16 protein-coding genes and 1 CRISPR repeat array are annotated in these 21,225 nt (G+C 38.2%); of the genes, 10 read left to right on the top strand and 6 right to left on the bottom strand.

Going from position 1 to position 21,225, the window contains the following annotated elements:
• Positions 1 to 182 precede the first annotated feature (182 nt).
• Positions 183 to 3,104, bottom strand: coding sequence for an EAL domain-containing protein (locus ESZ39_RS05035; RefSeq protein ID WP_146878695.1), 2,922 nt, complete (start codon positions 3,102 to 3,104; stop codon positions 183 to 185).
• Between the two features lie 483 nt (positions 3,105 to 3,587).
• Entirely contained in the window at positions 3,588 to 4,028 is a 441-nt protein-coding gene (locus tag ESZ39_RS05040; protein ID WP_146878696.1) for a MarR family winged helix-turn-helix transcriptional regulator, read from the bottom strand.
• A gap of 123 nt (positions 4,029 to 4,151) precedes the next feature.
• On the opposite strand from ESZ39_RS05040, the gene ESZ39_RS05045 reads away from it, so the two are divergent.
• A complete protein-coding gene (locus ESZ39_RS05045) occupies positions 4,152 to 4,580 on the top strand; it encodes an organic hydroperoxide resistance protein (RefSeq protein WP_146878697.1) in 429 nt (142 codons plus the stop codon).
• Between the two features lie 222 nt (positions 4,581 to 4,802).
• Here ESZ39_RS05045 and ESZ39_RS05050 read toward each other — a convergent pair whose 3' ends face one another.
• Genes ESZ39_RS05050 through ESZ39_RS05060 form a run of 3 tightly spaced genes read right to left on the bottom strand, consistent with a single transcriptional unit; the run spans position 4,803 to position 7,918 of the window.
• The gene (locus tag ESZ39_RS05050) at positions 4,803 to 6,332 is read right to left on the bottom strand and encodes a PhnE/PtxC family ABC transporter permease (RefSeq protein WP_146878698.1); all 1,530 of its coding nucleotides are present in this window, start codon (positions 6,330 to 6,332) and stop codon (positions 4,803 to 4,805) included.
• A gap of 9 nt (positions 6,333 to 6,341) precedes the next feature.
• Positions 6,342 to 7,052, bottom strand: coding sequence for an ATP-binding cassette domain-containing protein (locus ESZ39_RS05055; protein ID WP_146878699.1), 711 nt, complete (start codon positions 7,050 to 7,052; stop codon positions 6,342 to 6,344).
• Positions 7,052 to 7,918 (bottom strand): putative selenate ABC transporter substrate-binding protein, encoded by an 867-nt coding sequence (locus ESZ39_RS05060; protein ID WP_146878700.1) that lies wholly within the window; start codon positions 7,916 to 7,918, stop codon positions 7,052 to 7,054. Before ESZ39_RS05060 ends, ESZ39_RS05055 begins: the two co-directional genes overlap by 1 nt.
• A 331-nt stretch (positions 7,919 to 8,249) precedes the next feature.
• On the opposite strand from ESZ39_RS05060, the gene cas1f reads away from it, so the two are divergent.
• Genes cas1f through cas6f form a run of 5 tightly spaced genes read left to right on the top strand, consistent with a single transcriptional unit; the run spans position 8,250 to position 14,840 of the window.
• Positions 8,250 to 9,257 (top strand): type I-F CRISPR-associated endonuclease Cas1f, encoded by a 1,008-nt coding sequence (cas1f, locus tag ESZ39_RS05065; protein ID WP_146878701.1) that lies wholly within the window; start codon positions 8,250 to 8,252, stop codon positions 9,255 to 9,257.
• 54 nt (positions 9,258 to 9,311) lie between these two features.
• Positions 9,312 to 12,257: a CRISPR-associated endonuclease Cas3'' gene (locus tag ESZ39_RS05070; protein WP_146878702.1), complete on the top strand. Its 2,946-nt coding sequence runs from the start codon at positions 9,312 to 9,314 to the stop codon at positions 12,255 to 12,257.
• Positions 12,258 to 12,262: 5 nt separating this feature from the next.
• Positions 12,263 to 13,255, top strand: coding sequence for a type I-Fv CRISPR-associated protein Cas7fv (gene cas7fv, locus ESZ39_RS05075; protein WP_146878703.1), 993 nt, complete (start codon positions 12,263 to 12,265; stop codon positions 13,253 to 13,255).
• An 11-nt stretch (positions 13,256 to 13,266) separates the two neighbouring features.
• Positions 13,267 to 14,289 carry a type I-Fv CRISPR-associated protein Cas5fv gene (gene cas5fv / locus ESZ39_RS05080; RefSeq protein WP_146878704.1) on the top strand — a complete coding sequence of 341 codons (1,023 nt, stop codon included), beginning with the start codon at positions 13,267 to 13,269 and terminating at the stop codon, positions 14,287 to 14,289.
• Positions 14,289 to 14,840, top strand: a complete 552-nt coding sequence (cas6f, locus tag ESZ39_RS05085; RefSeq protein ID WP_146878705.1) for a type I-F CRISPR-associated endoribonuclease Cas6/Csy4 — start codon at positions 14,289 to 14,291, stop codon at positions 14,838 to 14,840. Before cas5fv ends, cas6f begins: the two co-directional genes overlap by 1 nt.
• A gap of 218 nt (positions 14,841 to 15,058) precedes the next feature.
• Positions 15,059 to 17,186: a CRISPR direct-repeat array (repeat unit 28 nt; unit sequence GTTCACTGCCGCACAGGCAGCTTAGAAA).
• A gap of 328 nt (positions 17,187 to 17,514) precedes the next feature.
• On the opposite strand, the gene ESZ39_RS05090 is transcribed toward cas6f, so the two are convergent.
• A complete protein-coding gene (locus ESZ39_RS05090; protein ID WP_146878706.1) occupies positions 17,515 to 18,060 on the bottom strand; it encodes a hypothetical protein in 546 nt (181 codons plus the stop codon).
• A gap of 429 nt (positions 18,061 to 18,489) precedes the next feature.
• Between ESZ39_RS05090 and ESZ39_RS05095 the strand changes: the two genes are divergently transcribed.
• The 4 genes from ESZ39_RS05095 to ESZ39_RS05110 all read left to right on the top strand — a co-directional run bounded on the left by ESZ39_RS05095 (position 18,490) and on the right by ESZ39_RS05110 (position 21,189).
• Positions 18,490 to 19,797 (top strand): tyrosine-type recombinase/integrase, encoded by a 1,308-nt coding sequence (locus ESZ39_RS05095; protein WP_146878707.1) that lies wholly within the window; start codon positions 18,490 to 18,492, stop codon positions 19,795 to 19,797.
• A gap of 4 nt (positions 19,798 to 19,801) precedes the next feature.
• A complete protein-coding gene (locus ESZ39_RS05100; RefSeq protein WP_146878708.1) occupies positions 19,802 to 20,095 on the top strand; it encodes a hypothetical protein in 294 nt (97 codons plus the stop codon).
• 30 nt (positions 20,096 to 20,125) lie between these two features.
• Positions 20,126 to 20,593, top strand: coding sequence for a hypothetical protein (locus ESZ39_RS05105; protein WP_146878709.1), 468 nt, complete (start codon positions 20,126 to 20,128; stop codon positions 20,591 to 20,593).
• Positions 20,594 to 20,874: 281 nt separating this feature from the next.
• On the top strand, positions 20,875 to 21,189 hold the full coding sequence (locus ESZ39_RS05110; RefSeq protein WP_146878710.1) for a hypothetical protein: 315 nt from the start codon (positions 20,875 to 20,877) through the stop codon (positions 21,187 to 21,189).
• Positions 21,190 to 21,225 lie beyond the last annotated feature (36 nt).

The raw sequence follows: 21,225 nt of genomic DNA on the forward strand, positions 1-21,225 counted from the left end.
TATAATACCAGTTCCATTAAGTTTGTGATCTTGTTGTGCGCAGGAAAAATAACTCAAGGTAAGGCGCTCGATTGAGCAATAGCTGGCTATTGGGAGTGAGAGCAACACAGCCTTGAGCTATTTTAACCAGTACAAGTGAGCAATAACTTAATGTAATTGGTATAATAGTTGCATGGTATTATTTAGGGTAGCCAAGCTTGATAAGGCCTCCAACTGCCCAGCCAAATTGGAATGTCATTGGCGGGCATCGGCCTTGCAATGCCGTAACCTTGGGCTTTATTACACCCCAGTTCTAATAAAGCCGTACCATGCTCAATAGTTTCTACCCCTTCGGCAATTACCTCAATCTGGAAAGCTTTTGCCAAGCCAATAACGCCCAAAACAATGGCTAAGTCATCCGTATCAGTAAGCATATCTTGTATAAAACTTTGGTCTATTTTAATCTGGCTGGCGGGTAGGCGTCTGAGGTAAGTTAGCGAGGAATATCCGGTACCAAAATCATCTAGGGCAAACTGCACCCCCAGACCAATGCAAGCATCCATGGTGGCTATAATATAGTTGATGTCACTTAATGCACTGGTTTCTAATACTTCTAATTCTAATAAGTGGGCTGACACATCAGGATGTGCGGTCAATAATGTGTCTAAGCGTACAACAAAATCAGTTTGTTGGAGTTGATAAGCGCTGATGTTGACACTAATCGGTAATGTAATACCGATACTTTGCCATTGGCTGATTTGGCTCAGCGCCGTATCGATAACCCATTCACCTATATCTAGGCTAATAGTGTGGTTTTCTATTAGCGGTAAAAAATCTAATGGCGGCACTAAACCACGTATCGGATGTTGCCAGCGGATCAATGCTTCTACGCCCACGGCTTCACCCGTAGACATATTTACTTTCGGTTGATAGTACAAAACGAACTCATGTTTATTAAGTGCTGCACGGATATTACTGATGTTTTCATGTTTAAGGTTTACGGCGTCATCGAGGGCGCTATCAAACAAGTGATAACAATTTTTACCCGCTTTTTTCGCCATATACATCGCTTGGTCAGCATGACGAATAAGTATGTCTGCATCAGCATCATCTTGAGGATAGATCGCAACACCTATGCTAACTGATACTTTTAATAGCAAGTCACCAACAGTGATGGGCTCTGATGCAGCAAGCAGTAGGCGTTTTAATGACATTTTGTAATCTTCAGTGTTGACTAAATCACTTAATACCGCGACAAATTCATCACCACCAATACGGGCGAGCGTGTCCATCTCACGTAAGACATCGCTCATTCGTTGAGAAACAACAATGAGTAGATCATCACCAACCGCGTGGCCATAGGTATCATTGATATATTTAAAACCATCTAAATCCATAAAAATAACCGCGAGTGAGTTATGATGGCGTTGGCATTGTCGCATCGCTTGGTTTAGTCGATCAGCAAATAACGCACGATTAGGTAGCTTAGTTAAGGCATCATAATGGGCCATTTTCTCTAGTTGAGACTGATGGTCTCTTTGCTGAGTAATATCACTAAAGAGTGCGACATAATGGCTGACTTTGCCTACGGTGTCTTTCACTGCACTGATGGTGATGCCAGCAACATATTTTTCACCATTTTTGCGTCGACTCAATACTTCACCAACCCATTGACCAGTAGTGTTAATGATTTGCCACATAGCGTCATAAAACTCAGGTGGATGAATATTTGCTTGGAAAAAACGTGGGGCTTGGCCAACAGCTTCCTCGTGGGAGTAACCGGTAATGTTAGTAAATGCGTTGTTAACATCGATAACAATATTTGCCGCATCGGCAATAACAATACCTTCTAGGGCGTGAGTGAATACACTTGCGGCAAGCGTTAATTGAGCTGTATGCTTATCTTTCTCTTGGTTTTGAAAAGCCATTTCTTCGTTAGCAACGAGTAGTGCTTTTTCGGCTTGTTTGCGTTGGCTGATATCTCGAACCAGCGCATTAAATTCGAAACCATCCGCTAGCTTAATAAAAGAAATAGTCAATTCTATCGGAAGATTATGTCCGTCTTGATGCAAGGCCTCGACTTCAATTATTTTATTTAAAATAGGACCTTCACCTGTGGCAATAAAATGCTCTAAGCCCTTTTCATGTGCAGCACGAAATTGTAGTGGAATGATTAAATTTGCCAGTTCTTGTCCTAAAGCTTGCTTATTTGTCCAACCAAATACATGCTGCGCTTGAGAACTCCAACCAATGATATCGCCTTTGGCATTCATCTGAATTAATGCATCCTGTGATGTATCCATCATGGCATGGAGACGTCCTGCATCTTCGTGTACTGTATTAATTAGCTGCTGATATCGTAGTAAGTAAGGAATGATAATAGCGGGCAGTAATAGTACCAATATCACCACAGTGACTATTAAGGCTAATGTGGTTGGAGCAATGCCATCAATCACTTCATTTGTAGTTTGTGGAATAAAGTGAAACGCTGTCATCGCGCTATAGTGCATGCCAGAGACAGCTAAGCCCATAATTACCGCACTAAATATATGTTTTTTAGTGATAAATTTGTATTGGCTTTGATTAATAGCTTGATACTGTATTTGCAGTGCGGCCATGGCTAATGCTAATGCCAATGTCAGAGCAATAAAGCTGGCGAAATAAACTAAAGTAGTACCGTGAACCATCACAGCATTTGATTTTATGGTAGCTATGTTTATATAGTGCATAAGACCAATAGCTGAACCCAACAACACTCCAGCCACTAACCGTCGGAAATAGCTAAATGCTTCCATTGTTATTAACCACATAACAATGCTACAGGCACACATTACTGGCAGAACAGAAAAAATTATTGTTGGTACATGATAGCTAACCGGTATTGGTAACTTTAACGCTAACATGCCAATAAAGCTCATAGCCCAAATACCAGTGGCCATCACTAAAGCAGCGAATAAATTCCAGATTATTTTTTGATTGCTTTGGCGGGGGGCAATATTTCGCTCAACCATGCCAAAAGCACTGAATGATGACAAGATAGCAATAAGGATAGAGAGAACGACTAGTATAGGGTCATAAGCTGTAGTCAGCGATTCAACAGTTATAACACTATAGTCAGGATTCATTTCTATCAAACCTCAAGAACTTAATGAAAATTAGGCGTATTGTATTTTAATATAGCTTATCCACACTAAGTTTCAAGCAGCACTGAAAGCTTGATCTGTAGGTGTTTGATATTATGAGCAGAGAAAATTTATCAACCAACGCTGGTGTTGTATTGACAGTATCAATTAATAAGTAGCGACTTATTGGTTACAGCATTAAGGTTAACTTTTGCAGTAGTACTTATACCAATCCCATTAAGTTATTGCTCACTTGTACTAGTTAAAATAGCTCAAGGCTGTGTTGCTCTCAATCCCAATAGCCAGCTATTGCTCAATCGAGCGCCTTACCTTGAGTTATTTTTCCTGTGTATAAAGTAGACCACCTAATTAATGAAATTGGTGTTATTTTCTAACTGATTATTTTTAGTTAATTTTATGAGCCGACTAATTTTGTCAATTTGGTATCAGTTTTAAGTTTAACACTCAAAGATTAAACCGCTCGGTTTAGGTCTTATCGGCTAGGTCATTCACCACTAAATCAAGTAATTGCATGAGCTGACCCGCTTGCACGCTGTTGATACTACTGAACTGGCAGCTTATTTCATTAGGAATGTTTACCGCCTTTATTTTTAAGGCTTGGCCTTGTGGCGTTAAATCAACAAGGCGCTTGCGCTTGTCGTACTGGTCTTTAATTATTTCCAACAAGCCTTTGTCAGCCATTTTTTTTAAAATCTGTGTCATGGCACCCCCATCAATCATGGTTGTTTCGACTAGCGCTGCAATGGTTACTTTGTCTTGTTCCCACAATGCCATCATAACCACATATTGTGGATAGGTAATATTAAGCTTCATTAGTGGCTCACGATAAGCACGAACAATGCTATTTGATGCCATATATAAACGGTGACACAGCTGATTTTTGAGCGTTAATTGTTCAAATGACATAAGTTGTTCTTTATCGTTATACTTTAATTGTTATTTTAATTTGCATGCAAAGTATTTGCAATCAGTATTTGTTTGGTATATTATTTTGCACACAAACTAAATTATTATCACTTGGAGTTAATTATGAACGTATTAAAAGAAATTGCTTACACAGCAAAAGCAACGGCAACCGGTGGTCGTGAAGGTATAGCAAAATCTGACGATGGCCGTTTAGAGCTTGCATTATCTACGCCTAAAGGTTTAGGTGGTGATGACGGACAAGGTACAAACCCTGAGCAACTATTTGCTGCAGGTTATGCGGCTTGTTTTATTGGTGCACTTAAATTTGTGGCTGGTGAAGAAAAAACTAGTTTACCAAACGAGACTTACATTAATTCAGCAGTATCGATTGGTGCTATTGACGGTGGTTTTGGTATCGCGGTTAAACTAGCAATATCACTAGGCGATATGGATAAAGCACAAGCACAAATCATGGTAGATAAAGCGCATCAAGTATGTCCTTACTCAAATGCTACTCGTGGCAACATTGAAGTGGAACTTTCAATAATTTAATACTCCACATCAGTTGATATAAAAGCACGCATTGCAAACAGCAAACGCGTGCTTTTTTGTGCCTGCAATAATAATGCTAGGAATAGCTTACGTGTTGATTTATTTCAATAACTCGTTGTGCTGATAATTGAATAAATAACGCAGCAGTGGGTTGTTTTAACCAGTGGAAATGATCAGATAATTAATGAGATTGGTATAAGTTGACTAGCAAAGTAGCAATAATTAACAGCTTGTCTGGCTGGTTTGCTCAAACTTGAGTAGTCGTCTTGAAATAATATCAATGGCGACATTAAGTAGGGCTGTACAAGTAATAAGAACGAGTGCATTACTATAACGAATTTCGCTGAAACTACTGTCGATATAAAACCCCAAAGTCATAATGCCCAAAATGCCAAAGACAGCGGTTTCTCGCACGATGATCTCAAAGCGATAAAACAGCAAAGCCATCATACTGGGATAGATAGTTGGCATGATGTGGTAATTAAATTGATTTAGCTTACTTATTTGTATTTGTTGGGGCGCAATAGCGTTACTTTGTTTCACCGCCAAGTAAGCGATAACACAGCCATTATGTATAGCTAAAGCAACAATAGCAGGTAGCATTGACGGGCCAAGCAGCATTAAAAAGATAAACGCTAAAATATATTCAGGTACTGAACGGCCAACTAACAAAATAAATTGGCCAAGCCAAGTCAGTGGTGCAGGCCATAGGTGCTTACTGGCTATCATATGGGTGCTTAAGCTAATAAAGTGGGTAGCTGCTAAGGCCAGTAGCGCCAAGGTAATGGTCGCTATTGCACCAGGAATAGCTTGCTCTGACAACAAAGCGCTAAACCAAGTCATAAGTGATGACCATTGCACCTCTGCCAATGTCGCCGCATTTGCTATTGCAGGAGGCAAAATATCTTGGGTGATAAAGCGTACCAGTAAGCTACTATCTACCTTAGGAATATCTACCAGTGTCACACATGCAATGACCAAATAAACCCCGAGTAACTTAGGTGGGCACCAGTAACGAATAGTACCGATAAGAGCAATAAATATGATGAGCAACGCGGCTCCTTCGCTATAGTTTCCTTGCCTAAAAGCTGTTTCCATATAAAAACCTAGTGTTGGCATACCAATAAAACCGAGTACAGCGCTGCTGCGCAGGGCGCATTCAAAACGGTAGCGAGTGTAGTTTATTAATTGCGGCATAACTTGGGCAATTTTGCCATAAGTGAAACGGCTAATTATATCAGCGCGGCGATCAATAATTTCTAAAGGGCTATCTGACGATTGATTGATAATATCGTGAAACACGCGAGCAAAAGTGGCAGCAAATGGGATGCTAATAGCCAAAATTCCGGTCAGGGGAGACAGCCCAAAAACTTGTAAAAATAGCAGTGCCCAAAAAATCTCATGAATGGCTCGCAAGAAAGCACAGCAGCTCGATACTAACGGGTGTTGGTAAATTAGCGCAAGGGGAGCACCAAGTACTAAGCCTAAACAGACACCGATAATGGCAAAGTTAACGGTTTGCATAATGGCTTGCAATAAGTATTCAGTGGCGAAAAAATCAGGTGTTACTAAGCCATTCACCATCCGAGTTAACTCAAGGAAAGGGTCGAAATTAACAATTTCTATATCAGCAAAAGGGAGAATAACCAGTGCAATAAGCCAGATTGATAAGCTGACTTTCTGCCAATAACCCAAAGCATATTGTGGTTTTTTTAATTGTAGTACTTGTTGAGGCTGCTTGGGTTGTGACATAAAAGCAGCTTACGCGATTGCGCTAGTTTGATATAGCGCAGTAATTTGCGCTTGGTCAATACTCTGCTGTTGGCTATCCAGTATCAAGCGACCTTTATCTAACGCAATAACACGGTCAAAAGCGCTCATGGCCAATGCTCTGTCATGCAGCACCATAATAACACTGTTGTGCCGCGCTAATACGGTATCAAGTAGTCTTGATGTCATCAAGGGATCTAGCGCTGAAAAAGGCTCATCGCCAATAAAAATAGCTTGTTGTTGATACAAAGCTCTGGCTAAGGCTACTCGTTGTCTTTGCCCACCAGAGAGTTGATCCACTTTCTTTGCCAAGGGCTGGTCTAATTCTAACTGCTGACAAAGTGCAGCAATATCGTGTAAATCTTGCTTAAAAGGTCTAATTAAATTCACTAAGTTGAACAACCAGTGATGCCTGGCTAAAGCACCCATAAATATATTGTGATAGATGCTTAAATTATCAACCAAACCTTGGCGCTGTGAGCACAGCGCAGCACGGGTTGTTAACTCTTGATAAATATGGTGTAGCAGACTAGATTTACCGGCACCCGAGGGGCCAATAATCGCAACTTTTTCACCTTCATTAATAGTCAGGCTCAGATCAAAAATCACCTGGGTAGAGCTATCTTTTTCGCTGATTTTATTACGCGTATTAGCGCCAGCAGTTTTATCATAATGAAGGTTTAGGTTAGCAAGGGTGAGCATTAATCGATAAGTCCTATTTGTTTAGCCACGTCTTCCACCGGTTGAAAATCCTTGTTTTCAGCTTTGATAAAAGCAGAACGTGGAAAACTTTTTAACAGCTCAGGACTATTCATATTGAGCAATGCGGCTTGAACTTTGTCAGCAAAGCCAACACCAAAATTGGCTTCAACATCAGCGCGTATGGTCCATTGATAATCAGGGTAGGTCGGGCTTTGCCAAATAACCTTGACTTTATTCGTGTCTATTTTACCGGCGGCGAGGGCACTGTCCCACACTTTATAATTTACCGCCCCCACTTGGTAAGTACCCGATTGAACTTGCACAATAGTGCGGTTATGGTCGCCTGAAAACCCAACGCGTTTAAAGGCTTGTTGTGGCTTTTGCTTTAAGTGCTGCTCAATATAATATTGCGGCATTAATCGACCTGAGGTTGAACCTTTTGAGCCAAAGGTGAAGGTTTTATCGGTAATAGCAGGAAAACTGTCGCTTAGTTCTAAGCCTGTACTGTAGTGGGCAATAAAGTAGCTTTTAAAAAACTGATCTTCATAACCTTGTGCAATCGCTTGCGAGCCTGGCACTAATCGTCTGGCTTGTACGCCAGATAAACCACCAAACCAAGCGAGCTGCACCTGATTATTTCTAAAGGCGGTTACTGCGGCGGAGTAAGACTTAACGGGCACATACTTTACTTCAATCCCAAGTTGCTCGGATAAATAAAGCGCTACTTTTTCAAAACGGGTTCTCAACTGAGACTCGTCTGCATCGGGAATAGCCGTAAAAGTAAAGGTGGCGGCGTTTGTGTTGGCACCGACAAAAAGGCTTAGAGTTAATGCACATAGTGTCAATAATTTAGTCAGTGTTTTCATAATATATTTTTTTATTAGCTCTTCGTCATAATTATTGATGCAATAAAATTGCAAGTGTTCAGGGCTGCATTATCTCTTAAAATAAGCATTAACACACTGTTTACGGCTAATAATGTCTGTTAATGCTACGAGGCGGGTTTATTAACTATTTAGTGATTAAAAGTTTCAAAGTTTATTTTATTCTCTTGCTTATCAGAGTGAAGGATTAAACATCAACTAAGGTGGTTAATTTAAAGCTTAAAGTACTGATTAGTTATATGAATTTATTGACAATTATTGTAAGTCTCTTTAACGTATAGTTAAACAAGGATGAATAAAGCGCTCGCATACTATGGATGATTTTAGTCCGTCAAATCTTAAAAGTATTTTACACTCAAAACGCGCCAATATGTATTACCTCGAATATTGTCGAGTTATGCAAAAAGATGGCCGTGTTTTGTATCTCACCGAAGCCTTATCTAATAAAAGCCAAGAAAGTCAGTATTTCAATATACCCATCGCTAATACTACCGTTTTACTGTTAGGAAATGGCACATCTGTTACCCAAGCTGCAATGCGTATGCTGGCACAAGCAGGTGTACTCGTTGGTTTTAGTGGCGGCGGCGGAACACCTTTATATATGGCTAATGACGCAGAGCAGCCGATAGAGTGGTTTACGCCACAAAGTGAATACCGGCCTACAGAATACTTACAGGGCTGGATGACGTTTTGGTTTGATGATGAAAAACGTTTAGCAGCGGCCAAGCAGCTCCAGCAGGCACGTATTACATTTTTAAAGCAGGTTTGGCAAAAAGATAAAGACTTGAAAACTGAAGGGTTTAATTTTGACGATACCCCCATACAAAGCGCACTAGACACATTTTATACTCGTACTGATCAAGCAAAAAAACAGTCCGACTTATTATTAACTGAAGCGCAACTAACCAAAGTGCTTTACAAGTACGCAGCTAATAACACCCAAACTAAAGACTTTACCCGACAACATCAATCAACAGATAAAGCGAACGACTTTCTAAATCATGGCAACTACTTAGCCTATGGATTAGCGGCTAGCTGTTTATGGGTGCTAGGTATTCCGCATGGCTTTGCCGTTATGCATGGAAAAACGCGCAGAGGTGCTTTGGTTTTTGATGTAGCCGACATTATTAAAGACGCGCTAGTGCTACCTTGGGCGTTTATCTGCGCTAAAGAAAACGCCACAGAGCAAGAATTTCGCCAACAAGTACTGCAGGCTTTTACTGATCATAAAGTTCTAGATTATATGTTTGAAACAGTTAAAAGCATTGCCTTGTCAAATAACGATAAGCTTAATAAAAATGAGGTCAACAAAGATGCCTGATTTTCTTGTAGATACTGCTTTAGCGCGTCAAATAACCAAAAAGCAATATTAATTATGATGGTTACCTTTGTAAGCCAATGCGAGAAAAATGCTCTTAAGAAAACTCGCCGAGTACTCGACGCTTTTGCCAATCGTATTGGCGATAACACCTGGCAAACATTAATCACTGAAAATGGCTTATTAACCGTTAAAAAAATGCTCAGACAAACGGCTAGTAAAAGCACGGCAGTGAGTTGTCATTGGATACGTACTCGCGCCCGTAGTCAGTTTTTGTGGGTAGTGGGGAGTAAAGATAAGTTTAATGTCGAAGGTGTGGTTCCGGTGAATACTACAGAAAAGGAAGTTCCAATGGATATACATCAAAATAAGCCTATTAAAGGCTGTATTTATGCCAATACGCAATTACAGAGGCTTGAACAGCACTTGTTTTCTGTTGGCTTTGTTGCACAGCAGCTTTATTTACATTTTTATTCTAACAAAAGTGCTCAAGCAAAAGCTGTATTTGTCGCAGGATGTTTGCATGATATAGGTAAAATAGACCCTAGCTTTCAAGAATGGGTAATAAAAGATAAGAGTAAATCTTATATACCAGAAGATGGACAACATATAGATGGATTGAAAAAATTCAGTTTTGAAAATCACCCAAGACATAATGAAATATCTGTTTTACTTTATCAATTACTTGATGATAAAAGTCTAAAATCATTAAATGGTTGTAATAAAAATGCAGTTAAACATGCGGTTTATTGGCATCATGCAAAACCGTTTAGACCGAAAGGTGGTTTTGAAACCCTTAGTGATATTTATAAAAAAGTAGATGCTGTATCGAAAGGAAATGCTTGGGATTTACTCGTACTGAAATCTGTTGAAATTCTCAATAAAGTCAGTGAAATAGAGAAAGAATATAACAATATTAATGAAAGTTTTTTGTCAAAATGTTACATCAATGAACCAGATGTTGATGGGTTAAATTATATTGATTCAAATTTACCCAAATATAAAATTTACGATCCCAAAGACCAATTAACTAGCTTTGGTAGTGATATTGCTATTAATGCCAGTAATAACGAAATAAGAGCCTGTTTAATTACTGCGGATAGATGGGTTTCTTCTATGTCAGCACACGAGTTAGCTTCAGCTATTAAGCATAAAACGCTGATAAAATTTATAAGGGAAAAACTTGAAGCTAGCCAAATAACAATAGAAAGTAATTTAGTCTCTCATATCACTGATAGTCTTAATTATTTCCCTAAAAGTGAACGCACCAAAAAGCAGGCTGATGTTGCAAATAAACTAGCAGAAAATATGGAAGATGTAGGTGTACTCGCAGGTGCTGCTGGCTGTGGTAAAACAAAAATTGCGCTTGAATGGGCTAAATTACGACACGCACAACAAATTATTTGGATCTGTCCTCGTGTACAGATTTGCCAAGGAATTTTTACTGAGTTATCAGCAAAACCCTATTTACCTGATGCAACTATAGAATTACATACAGGTGAGTTTAAGTGTATTAATACATACGAAAATATCACCGCAGAAAATAACTACTTTACGGGGGATGTGGTGATAACTACTATAGATCAGTTGCTTAGTAGTATCATAAGTCATACCAAAGCAGATCGATTGCTTAATTACTTATCGGCTCATATTGTTTTTGATGAATTTCATGAATACATAAATATGCCAGCATTTAATCTTTTATTCGCGGAATTAATTGCGTCAAAAAAGGAGATTAATGGCGGCGCTAATACTTTATTAGTTTCAGCAACACCACATTACTGCTATTTAGATCAAATTCTTGATTTAGATAAAAATGATATAATTGAAATGCCAGCCTTTAATAAAAGCCGTTATCAGTTTGATTTTTTACCTTATGACGAAAATGCATTTGATGATAGCAATCCCCTATACAAACCTCAGCAATCTACCACCTTTGTTATTAGTAACACTGCTACAACAGCACAAAAAAGTTTTATAAAAAACCAACATCAAGAAAACGCAATTTTATTGCACTCTAAATATAAAAAGAGCGATAAGCAGCAGTTATTTTCAAGCGTATTTGAATCATTTAAGCGAGATGGTGATAACCGATTTGATCTTTTAAGAAGTGGGCCTATTGTGCAAGCCTCTTTAAATATCAGTTGTGAATATATGATTTCTGAAATTACTCATGCAGAAAACTGTTTACAACGACTTGGACGTTTAGATCGTTTTGGTTTAAATAGTACAGGTATCAACCAATATACTATCGTTATTCCACAAACGTTACATGAAAGAAAGGGTAGCGGCTCCGTTGAAAGATTCCTGTCATCAACCAATACATTAGCAACAACAAAAGCATGGTATGAGTTTTTACGTGAAGCGACGAATGATGGTGAAAAAATAGTAACATTACTAAATATATATGCCATTTATAAACAGTTTTACGCTAACCCAGCTTCACTCGAATTGATAGAAAGTGATTTGTTAGCCAGCATGAAGAAAAGTACAGTATTAATCGCAGCAAAAGTAGCTGAACCTCAAACGATGGTAAAACCGAAAAAGGACAGTAAGCAACGAGCTAAAATCAGTAAAAACTCATTACGAGGTGATAGTCGTTTTGTACAAATGGCAGTGTGTGATTTGGATGATCCTGATGAGATTAAATTTATAGAAGAATATGCTTATACAATCCCTGTGAATGAATCAGACAAAATTGATGGTTTAAGCGCTTCCTGTAATGAAATCGAAGGATATGGCGATAGTTCAAAAAGCTTACTTATCCACATGATGAAAAAACATCACCACATAATGGGAGGGCAAAAGGCATTTAAAAATTTTATTTTACTTAATGAGGCTAAAGATTCTGAATTTCCGGTTTATTTAAGTTATACGCCAAATGATTTACTCGCAGTAGGTGGTGAAAGCGCAAGGCACAGTTCAGCAATTTACTATGCTATTTGTGAAAAACAAGCCGTAGGTTCAATATCAATAAAACAACTACAAGACCAAAAAGGATGAACGAAATGGAAAAAGTAATAGGTATTAAAAGTGTAGACTTTAAAATTACAGCATTAGGTCATGGTGTAGTGAACTGGAATGGGCCAACTGCTCTTAGTTCTAATGGAAAAAACTTGGATAATCATAGCCTACCTAAATTGAGGGGATATACTAACCTTACAGGTGCCATAAGTGATAAAGGTTTTAAATACAAAAAAGATGTGACAGATGTTGATTTTAAAAAGAATCCTTTATATATCAGTCAAAATTGTATTCGTCATCATCTATTTAAAAATCAAGCGTTTGATGTGCATTATGCAAACAAGAATAAGATGGAAAACTTGACTAAAATACTCGCTTCAGAAACAGGATTGATTCGTGGTTATGTTGTACCTGCGAGCCAAAATAAGCGTACCAGCCCATTGCTAATTGAAGACTTTGTTGATCAGCTAGGTAATGGTAATTACGAACAATTATCAAACTCTAGCTCTGTTGAAGAAGTAACCAATGTTGATGGCACAACAAGTTATAAAAGGGGTGAAAATTCTATTTTCTCAAAAACAACCTTTGGTGACACTCAATATACTTCTTATGGTTCGATCAGTATTGAACAATTACAATTTATCTCTTTAGATAAAAAGTTTGATCGTGAAGCGATGCAAATTAAAGAAGGTCAAGGTGAAGTTGTGGCTAAAGAAGTCCAAGACTTTATTCAGTCATTAAATACAGAGTTAAAACCTATAGCCGTTTTTCATGCAAACTATGTACGCGGTGGCACTATTTTTGAAGAAGGTGAAAATGGAATTTTACTTAATAATGATGCGATTCAAGCATTAGTTGAATATACCTTAGCCATAGTGTCAGAACTTTCAATTCGCCAAGCTAAATCTTATATGTATGTTGACAATATTACTGTCGATTATAACGAGAGTAATAAAATGATGCGCATTAAACCAGATGAAGGCAGCATATCAGAAACACCAGAAGGCGAATATGCCAGCTATTTTTACGCAAAATAGAGAGGTAACTGATGAAAATAATCATTGAATATGAATCGTCATGGCGGAATTCATTTTTGGACGGAAATAACAATGAGTCGCTACCTAATACGGGACGAAAGTTTATAGGCTCTATGTCTAGTTTAAAGAAGCCAGAAAATTTCATCAAGCGTGATGTCACCATTAATACAGTTATGGGGGTCTTAAATCGTTTAATCGGTGATCAACGAAAGTTGTATCAGGCACGTAATGGTAGTAATTATTTTTTTGAAGAGCTTGAACCATTAGTAAGCTTTAATGATAAACCTGCGTATATTAATAATGAAATGACCTACATTCGTAATATTACAGGGAGTACTGACCAAAACTCTTATACAGGTATGATCAAAGTAAATGATCCTATGTTCTTATCTGATTATTCCAATGAGTTCTGGGGAGTATTGGCTTTAAATGTTGACGAACTTTGTCAGTTCATTACGTCTAAGGGAACAGTAAATGCAAAAATAGCTGTTGACCCATTAAGTATTATTGCAAGGTTAGAGGAACTAAATAAATTAAAACCCATTGAAAATATAGATTTGGCTAATAAGTCTTTTGAATTATTACAAAGTAAATTTGATAAGTTTAACGGGCTAAATAATAAAGGCTTAATTTATCCCATTGCCTTATATTGCTCAGCCCTCTATTTACAACTAGATTTGTTATCTGTAGTTAAAAAGTACGATATGAGTACTGCAAAAAAAAAAGCGGGTGGAATCGGTGGTATATCAAATAATGGTTTCACTAAAAAAGACTTTATGGATAGGTTTACCACAGGGGAGAAAAAGAAGGTTTGGGGGAATCCATATATTCATGAAGAATTTGTTAAAGGTGAAGGAAAAACAAAACACCTAATGACTAAAGCTAGCGGCACCTTGGAAATGACTTTAAACATTAGTCGAGAAAAAGCGAAAGAAATAAAGTTAATGATAGATAACGCGGGTGTTTCTAGTTTCTATTTAGGAAAGAAAGGCCTTGCTTATGTGAGTACAATAAACACTAGGGAGGAAAACTAATGGATCATTACATTGATGTAAAGTTAAAACCTGATGCAGAAATGCGTGAAAATTTATTACTGAATAAAGTTTACACTAAGCTTCATAAAGCCCTATTTACATTAAAATCAGATGCAATAGGGGTAAGTTTCCCTCAATACAAAGTAACGCTAGGGCGTACCTTAAGAATTCATAGTAATTCGACAATGTTGAATGATTTGCAAGGTATGAGTTGGCTGGGTAGATTAAGTGGATATTGTGATAGTAGTGACGTTAGTCTAGTTCCTAAAGATTCCAAAAATCGCATAGTGTCGCGAAAACAAAGTAATATGACACAAGCCAAATTGAATCGCTTAATTAAAAGAGGTTCAATTACAGAAAATGAAATTAAAGCCTATAAAGCTAAGATGTTTACTTGTGGTTTAGATGAACCTTTCCTCGAACTCGAAAGTGAATCTAACGGTAATAAACATAGGCGATACATTAATTTTTCAAATTTAATAGATAAGCCACAACAGGGTAAATTTGATTACTTTGGTTTAAGTAAAACAGCGACAGTACCTTGGTTTTAAACGTAATAAATCTATTTAATAAAATACGTACAAAGTTTGTTAATAGTTAGTTCGTTTAGAGAAAAAACCACCTAAAATTTTATCTTTAAAAATTAGTAACTATAAACAATAAGTTATAACTAGCATGAAAATAAAGGTCAAAAGATGATTTATTATTTAACAGCTTGTTTTAGCTTGTTTTAGCTTGTTTTAACTTGTTTCTTTACTAGTATTTCATTGTTCACTGCCGCACAGGCAGCTTAGAAACCTAGTGTGCTGATAAAATAACCTTTAATCGCGTTCACTGCCGCACAGGCAGCTTAGAAAACATCCGATGGTAATGGTGTGGTTACAGGTACGTTCACTGCCGCACAGGCAGCTTAGAAAATCATGTCGTCAATATCATCTAATACAGAGCAGTTCACTGCCGCACAGGCAGCTTAGAAAGTAAGCTGTGTGCATTTAAGCTGCTGCGGTCAGTTCACTGCCGCACAGGCAGCTTAGAAATATATTCTGCGCTCTTGATAGTTATATCAATAGTTCACTGCCGCACAGGCAGCTTAGAAATGAAACTGTTAACTCTAAGCTTGAGCGTACTAGTTCACTGCCGCACAGGCAGCTTAGAAATGATGATGACTTAGGTGTTTCCGTCTGGAACTGTTCACTGCCGCACAGGCAGCTTAGAAAGACATACACTTGCACAGCGCTAGGGTTTATCCGTTCACTGCCGCACAGGCAGCTTAGAAAATCGACACCCCTCGCAGTGACGTTAACATCAGGTTCACTGCCGCACAGGCAGCTTAGAAAAATAGCTAAAGAGTTACAGCGCACAAAACCAAGTTCACTGCCGCACAGGCAGCTTAGAAATTGCAAATAAGTGGTGCTTTTCTATAAGAATTGTTCACTGCCGCACAGGCAGCTTAGAAATGTGAGTGCGCGAGGCATATCAATGTCGCTACGTTCACTGCCGCACAGGCAGCTTAGAAATTGAAATGTAAAAGCTATTGTGTCGCCATGGTGTTCACTGCCGCACAGGCAGCTTAGAAATTTATTGAATGGCTTTACAAAAAGCTTGACTAGTTCACTGCCGCACAGGCAGCTTAGAAAGTTAAGCTGCTTATCATTACTTAACCATCTTGGTTCACTGCCGCACAGGCAGCTTAGAAACACCCGCTTCGCTATAAAGATAATGTACTTTTGTTCACTGCCGCACAGGCAGCTTAGAAAGTTAAGTCATGTGATTTTTTGATTCTAGTGAGGTTCACTGCCGCACAGGCAGCTTAGAAAGTTCATTGATACAGCGGCGTAGTCTATACCTGGTTCACTGCCGCACAGGCAGCTTAGAAAAGGCAGCTCAATCAATGGTGTTTTATTGCGTAGTTCACTGCCGCACAGGCAGCTTAGAAAGGCAACTGTCCATACGTCACGCTTTTGGTCTGGTTCACTGCCGCACAGGCAGCTTAGAAAGCTAATAATGGTGTTTTTGTTCTTTAATACTCGTTCACTGCCGCACAGGCAGCTTAGAAAGAATGCATTTGAATAGCTAGTTCATTAGCACGGTTCACTGCCGCACAGGCAGCTTAGAAAATTTATCAAAATCGAAATAGCAGAGGTAAAAAGTTCACTGCCGCACAGGCAGCTTAGAAAACTTGGCACAATCAACACCAAGCAATTAACAGGTTCACTGCCGCACAGGCAGCTTAGAAATATAACATTAATCAGTACAGAGATAAAAAACGGTTCACTGCCGCACAGGCAGTTTAGAAAACCGCAACCCGACGGCATCAACTCGTTACAGAGTTCACTGCCGCACAGGCAGCTTAGAAAATTCATAACCGCAAGAACACTTGTATCCGACAGTTCACTGCCGCACAGGCAGCTTAGAAAGTAAAGCTTGTGTTATACGTCAGTACGCTCATGTTCACTGCCGCACAGGCAGCTTAGAAATTTAGCGTTGATAGATATGTATTTATGCTGTTGTTCACTGCCGCACAGGCAGCTTAGAAATGGCAGCTTTCACTGCCAAGCAGATACAAAAAGTTCACTGCCGCACAGGCAGCTTAGAAAATATACATGACAGAGCCATCAACACCCCTTGCGTTCACTGCCGCACAGGCAGCTTAGAAAGCTTTGCTAACTGTAGCAAGCCCGGTGGCATGGTTCACTGCCACACAGGCAGCTTAGAAATTTAGGGTAGCCACAAGCTTTACCAATAAAGGGTTCACTGCCGCACAGGCAGCTTAGAAAAAGTATGTTGCGTACCGCTTCAATGCCATCGTGTTCACTGCCGCACAGGCAGCTTAGAAAGAATATCTCCATCTTTGCGTTTTTCTTTAAATGTTCACTGCCGCACAGGCAGCTTAGAAAATTGTCGATAGCAAGGGGATACACCTATAATTCAGATGGCAAGAAGTGAGAGTCGACTTCTTGGCTAACAGAACCGCTTAAGCGTTGTCCGCTTTATTTTTTTAGCAAACACCCATGCTTTAATTGAATATATTCGCCAGTACTTACCTGCCATTGACTCAGGTTTATAGTTTCGGTTTCTTGGGCTAGCACGCGTAACGAACCTCGGTACCTTTTTGTATTCAAGTTCCTCAGTATTGTTAATACTCGTTTTCTTACTTGAGTCCATCAATATACCCTATCTATTCGTATTTTTGCCAACCTGAATGACATACAAAAATTTAGCACTTTAATAGTGCGCCTGATAGAACTTGTACTCTTCATTTGGTACACCATAGAAATTATACTCTTTCATACATTTCCAATTAGTGTCGATAATTTTTTCACCTTTACTGCTCTCATAAAAATCAAGACCAAGCATTCCTTTAAATGGGTTGTTAGAATCACCTGGCATCCTATCGATCATTTGTTGAGAGTTACAAGATGATTCAGCCATAGTGAAGGTGATTGAGGTGATAGTATAATTAGTTTTATTGTCGATTATATGAACTTTTAGTTTTTCTCCCTCTATCCACCAATCGAATTTTATATTTAAATTACTAGTTGGCGGTAAAGATGTGGGTGATCCTTTTGCGCGCTTGTATTTATTAGATGAATTCAAAGTGTTAGTTGTAGCTCCTGTGAATTTTTCATCACAGAACTCATGGGCCCAAATGCGTTTACTATCGCTTTGATTCTTCATAGCAACAAACATACACGAACTGTATGAGTCTGGTTGCTCACTGTAGCAAGATGAAAGAGCGAGGGTTAAGATCAGCATCATTACTTTTTTCATTTGGAAACTCCCTGTAAAACAAGTTCAATTAACTCATAAGATTATAGTGAGTAGGAAATTATCAGGTCAATAGGAGAGCACAGGTTAAATTTTGAGTTGCCTTGAGGCTTAGACGTCCAATGAGCGTTTCAGGAAATGCATATAATTATTTTTACATCAAAGAATAGCTGTAAGTAACTGATACTTAAAAGATAAAATGGTGTCCCTCCCTGACTTGAACAGGGGACCTGCCGATTATGAGTCGTAATAATAGCAAGATGTTATGAGACATAAATAAAACTAATAAGTCATTAATCCCCTTTGTTTTCAATGCTTTCACGTATTCACACTATCTTGTATTGTCTTATCATATCTTATTAAAACTAATCACTACTACAGTGATAACTACAGTTAAAAACAATTCACTGTAGTTAGCTATTAAGGATAGGCATGGCTAAGAAGTCGAATACTCAGTTTAAAACGCATGATCAAGCAATCCGTTTACCAATAACAGGTAAGCCATACGAGGCTTACAGGGACACTAGCGAACGTGGTACTGGTCGTTTAGGTGTTCGTGTTTCTGCTAAAGGTAGTAAAACTTGGATGTTTAGATATTTTATTGACTCTAAACCTAAGTTTATTTCGATTGGTACTGTTAGTGAGAAATTCACTATGCTCAAAGCGGCTGATATTGCCGAGGGTTATTCAAGTGTTATTAGCCAAGGGTTAGATCCAAAAGTTGAATTAGAGAAAGATAAAAAGCAACAAGCAACGGTTGAAAAAGAAGAATCTTTAAAGGGTAGTATCAAACAATTATTTCAAGCGTATTCTGATCAAATGAAACGCGAGGGTAAGCGAACTTATGCCACCGTATTTAAGAGCTTAGAAAAAGAAACTTATCCATTTATTTCACCCATCACCAAAGCCAAAGAAGTTAAAACTGATGAAATTAAGCTAATACTAGCGGCAATGATAAAAAGAGGTGCGCCAACTCAATCTAATCGCGTGAGAAGTTATTTACTTGCAGCCTTCAACAATGGCTTAAGACATGATAATGATCCTGCCAGTTTAAATGAAAATGTTTTATTTGGTTTAACATCAAACCCCGTTGCTATTATTCCGCGCCAAAAAGATGCTGAAAATGTAGGTGAAAACTATTTGTTATTACCCGAAGTTAAAGCGCTCTTAGTTACTTTTCAGCAAGCGCATAAAGTAGGAGAGTTATTCGCGAACCTACTTAAGTTAACTTTTTATACTGGCGGACAAAGACCTTATGAATTAGCCGCTAGTGAATGGTCAGCCATTGATTGGGATGAAAAGACTTGGCTAATCACTAAAGACATTTCAAAGAATAAGCGTGAACACATGATCCCCTTAACCGATACCGCCTTACATATTCTTAAAATACTAAAAGAACAAAACAAAGACAGCCCATTTATATTCCCTAAGCATAGAGCGCCATACGAACACGCAAGGCTTGACTCATTTAGCCAGTCTATTGGCTATTACCGTAAAGCTAACCCCGAGTTTAAATCTTTCATTCCTCGTGATATTAGACGTACCTGTAAAACGCTAATGGGTGAGTTAGGCGTATCTAAAGAAATACGTGACAGGCTACAGAATCATGCTTTTAGTGATGTGAGTTCACGTCATTATGATCGCTTTGATTATCTCCCTGAAAAACGTCATGCCTTAGAATCTTGGGAATCAAGATTAAATGAAGTAGCCGTTAAAAATGTCGTTAATTTGAGAGGGTAGAATAATGGAAGATGATTATTTAAAAACTAATAGTGAAAAAATTCTTAGCTATGCTGAATCGTTAGTTGTTGATTATATTAAAAACAATAAGTTTTTAGAGTGTAATCTTATTTGTGAAGGTTTTATGGGAGCCGCACAGTTCCTAGCCATTATTGCTTTTCCTGACAACGTAAAACGTAGAAATGATTTCTATAGCGCAACTATGAATGCCTATTGTCGAACACGAACTGATTTTGATAAAACTAAATTACCAGAAGAAGTGACTGTTGCTTGGCATTTAAAGCCTTTGAAGCCTTGAAAAAGAATAAATCAAACTATATCAGGAGGAGTGGGAAGATTAGAAAGTAGCTTTCATGCTTACCATGGGTATAAGTCTTATGAAAAATCAATAACGGATGGAAAAAAAACTTCTTTTGAAGATGTTTTTAGTCATATATCCACCGCTTACGAGTCTAAAATATCAAAAATGAGCGGAAAGGCCACAGGAAAAGATGGTGATTCAAAAACAAGAATTAAAAACTTATTAAAAGTGCATAAAAGATATGTTTCTGTAATCCACTTAATAGATGGCTTAGTGTATAGCCTCAGGTTGTTAAATATAGGAATTAATGAGATGGGGCAACTTACCCATTACAGGGCTTTAATCGAAAATCCAGAGTGGCTTGAGAAAGCTGTCACTGAAGGGAGATTGAAACTATCTACTGAATTATTAGATTATAAAATAAAAACTAACGAAGGGGGGAGCCATGTAAAACTTGTTTTTAACCCCTCTAAAATAATTCATGTAGAGCTTTAGACAATCGTTCCTTTTTGTACGGGGTAAAAATTTGTAGTAATCATTTATTGTTTATTCTCATTCATAGAGATAAGAGTTCAAAAAATGACTAAATATCACAATTACTCCGATTTAGAAAAAAGATATAACTGCAGCAGGAAGTCAATTTGGCGATGGTGGGCAAAAGAAGGAGTACTAATTCCCCCTAAAAAAGCTCGAGGTGGAAAGCTACTTGGTTGGTTAGAGGAAGACTTATTGTCCTTTGAATCAGGTGAAGTGCCTTTAGTTGAGGGGATTTTATCATGATTATACATAATGATAAGTGCCTAGAATTAGGCTTACCAACAGCATCGAGTTTTGATAACCAAGTAACATACGTTATTAAAGTTATTAGTGCAGGTATTAAGCTAAATACAAGGAAAGCTCGTTTTATTGGTATACACAATTTACACAGCATAGCGTCAACACTTCAAAGAAAAGGTTATAAATTCACCCTTGAGCATGGTCGAGTTAAATGCCCGTTCACAGGTGAATCTCCCCCTCAGCACGTAGACATTGTTTCAATGACTACCGAGCAAATTTCTCATTATAAAAAAACAAAAGCCGCTAAGAGATAATCAAAGCAGCTTTCTATAAATTAGCTAGTGGTGCGG

It is taken from the genome of Colwellia sp. C1TZA3, assembly GCF_007954265.1.
Classification (GTDB): Bacteria; Pseudomonadota; Gammaproteobacteria; order Enterobacterales; family Alteromonadaceae; genus Cognaticolwellia.